Raw genomic sequence first — 3,174 nt, forward strand, 5'->3', positions numbered from 1 at the left:
CAAGACGTACTTTTGACTTCCGACTTGTTCGGTATTCAAAGCCATGGTATGCAACGTATGGTTCGTTACCACAAAGGTATCACTAATGGCTTGATCAAAATCGACGCAAAACCTGAAATCGTAAAAGAAACTCCAATCTCTGCTGTTATCGATGGTCATGATGGCATGGGTCAATTATTAGGCCACAAAGCTATGGAAATGGCTATTGAAAAAGCTAAAAAATCTGGTGTTGGTATCGTATCCGTACGTAACTCCAATCACTATGGTATCGCTGGTTACTATGCTAAAATGGCATCCGACCAAGGCTTAATTGGTTTCTCTTGTACAAACTCCGAAGCAATCATGGTTCCTGTATATGCTCGTAAAGCTATGCTTGGTTCTAACCCTATCGCTTGGACTGTACCAGCTGATCCTGTAGACTTCTTCTTCGATTGCTCCACTACAGTAGTAACTCGTGGTAAACTTGAAATGTACAACAAAATGGGCAAAGCTACTCCAGATGGTTGGGCTGTTAACAAAGACGGTGTTCCTTCCACTGATGCAGCTGAAGTATTGGGCAACATCTCCCGTCATGAAGGCGGCGGTATCCTTCCTTTAGGTGGTGCTACAGAAGTTCTTGGCGGCCACAAAGGTTATGGTAACGGCATGATTGCTGAGTTGTTCTCCTCCATCTTGTCCCAAGGTGGTACTTCCAACAAATGTATGATCGGTGGTAAATCCAATATCTGCCACGGCTTCATGGCTATCAACCCTGAATTCTTCGGCGACCCAGCTGAAATCAAAAAACACTTCTCTCAATTCTTACAAGAATTACGTGAAGCTCCTAAAGCTCAAGGTCAAGACCGTATCTACACTCATGGTGAAAAAGAACACGAATCCGTTGAAAAAGTTAAAGCTGAAGGTATCCCTGTACTTAACGGTACAATGCTTGAAGTTCAAGATCTTTGCAACGAGTTGGGCCTTGACTTCAAATCCTACTTCGGCGATTATGTACCAGAAGCTCCTGCTACAATGTTCAAAGGTAACTACTAATACCGAACTTAGTATTGGCCCTAACGTGGACATGTAGTCAGTAAAGAAGGGGACATAAACACTGTTTATGTCCCCTCTCTTATATTTTTAACCTCATAAGTCATGAGGTTAAAAATTTTTAAGATACACATCATTTTTTACGATAAGTATATCTGTTATTTTATTGTAATCTTTTATTTTAACTGAACTTTTACAACTTAATATAATAGCGATTTACTCATCAATTAAATTGATTAAGCTACATCGTCCTGTTGAGCATATATTTTTGTTTTACTTGAAAGGATGATTTTAGAAATGAGTGCTATCACCGTTCTATTAGCGCTATCTCCAATCATTTGGTTGATCGTAGCGTTATCCATCTTGAAATTACCTGCATGGCAAGCAACAAGTGTTGCCGCAATCGGTTCTTTCATCATCGCTATTACAGCATTCCAAGCTGACCCATTCATTATGGTCACTGGTGCCCTTGAAGGTGCCGCTTTGGCAATTTGGCCAATCCTATTAGTTATTACAGCTGCTATCTTCGTTTATAACTTGGTAGTATACACGAAAGCAATGGAAACTATTAAAACAATGCTTTCTTCTGTAACATCTGATACTCGTGTACTTGCATTGTTACTTGCATGGGGCTTTGGTGCCTTCATGGAAGGTATGGCTGGTTTCGGTACTGCCGTTGCAATTCCTGCAGCTATGATGGTTGCCGTAGGTTTTAACCCACTTAAATCTATCATCGCATGTCTCGTTGCAAACTCTGTACCAACAACATTCGGCTCTATCGGTATCCCAACTACCACATTGGCAGCCTTGACAAACCTCGATCCAAGCCATTTAGGTACATTTATTTCTGTTCAATTATTCTTACTTAACTTAATCGCTCCGTTCTTCGTTGTTATGATCATTGGCGGCGGTTTCAAAGCGTTAAAAGGCGTATTCCTTGTAACATTACTTTCCGGTTTAGCATTAGCTGTGCCTGAAATCGTAATCAACGCTGTAATGGGGCCTGAATTATCCGTAATTTCTGCATCCATCGTAATCATGGCGGTTATTATTGCTTGTGCAAAAATTATGCCTCCTAATGATCCTGAATACGCAGTAAAACAAACTGGTGAAACTCCTAAAGTTTCCAGTGGTGAAGGTCTTGTAGCGGCTATGCCATTCATCTTGATCTTCGTATTATTGTTATTAACTTCTAAATTGTTCCCTGCAATCAATGGTCCACTTGCGTCCATTAAAACATCCGTACCTATTTACCAAGGTCCTGGTGCAAAACCTTACACATTCGTATGGATTGCAACTCCTGGTATCATGATCTTCATCGCTGGTATTCTTGGTGGTTTCATCCAAAAAGCAAAAGCTAGTGAAATCTTTGGTACATTGGGTAACACAGTTAAAAACTTGAAATTCACATACCTTACAATCATCACAGTTGTTATAACAGCTAAATTGATGACATACTCTGGTATGACTGCAGACATTGCGAAAGCAATGGTTGCTGGTACAGGTTCCTTGTACCCTCTATTCGCTCCTATCGTAGGTGCGTTGGGTGCCTTCTTGACTGGTTCCGGTACAAACTCCAACGTATTGTTTGGTCCACTTCAAATCGCAGCAGCTCAAGGCTTAGATCCTACAAACTGGGAAGACCTTGGCTTCTGGTTAGCAGCTGTTAACTCCGGTTCAGCTGGTATCGGTAAAATGTTGTCTCCACAATCCATTGCGATTTCCATTGGTGCCGTAGGTCCTGCTTTAAAAGCATACCTTGAAAGCCACAAAGAAATCAGCGCGGAAGAAGCTCATAAATTAGAGCATGAAATCGAAGCAAGCGTTATTATGAATACTGCATTCAAATACTTCATCATATTCATTGTAATGTATGGTTGCATTTCCTTCTTCGGTCAACATTTCATTCATGAAATTCACCACTTCTTCTTCTAAGAACTGGTAACAAAAAAGAACAGCTCTTGAAGAGCTGTTCTTTTTTATATATGGGGTTATAGGGGTTATAACCCTATATTTTAAGGTTCTATAATAAATGTTGGGGTGACACCATAACAGTGTCACTTCCAACATTATTTTTTTGCAAAAAAAATAAGGGTTATAGGACAAAAAGTGTTGCTGTTAATGCCGATGGAACTAGATAAATAC

At 40.3% G+C, this 3,174-nt stretch carries 2 protein-coding genes; both read left to right on the forward strand.

Annotated elements, in window-relative coordinates; all coding sequences use genetic code 11:
- The coding region (locus RWZ05_RS08855) for an Ldh family oxidoreductase (protein WP_314643839.1) at nucleotides 1-1,032 on the forward strand (1,032 nt) is incomplete at its 5' end.
- 294 nt (nucleotides 1,033-1,326) lie between these two features.
- Nucleotides 1,327-2,964: an L-lactate permease gene (locus tag RWZ05_RS08860; protein WP_314643840.1), complete on the forward strand. Its 1,638-nt coding sequence runs from the start codon at nucleotides 1,327-1,329 to the stop codon at nucleotides 2,962-2,964.
- Nucleotides 2,965-3,174 lie beyond the last annotated feature (210 nt).

The organism is uncultured Veillonella sp., from assembly GCF_963543145.1.
GTDB lineage: Bacteria > Bacillota > Negativicutes > Veillonellales > Veillonellaceae > Veillonella.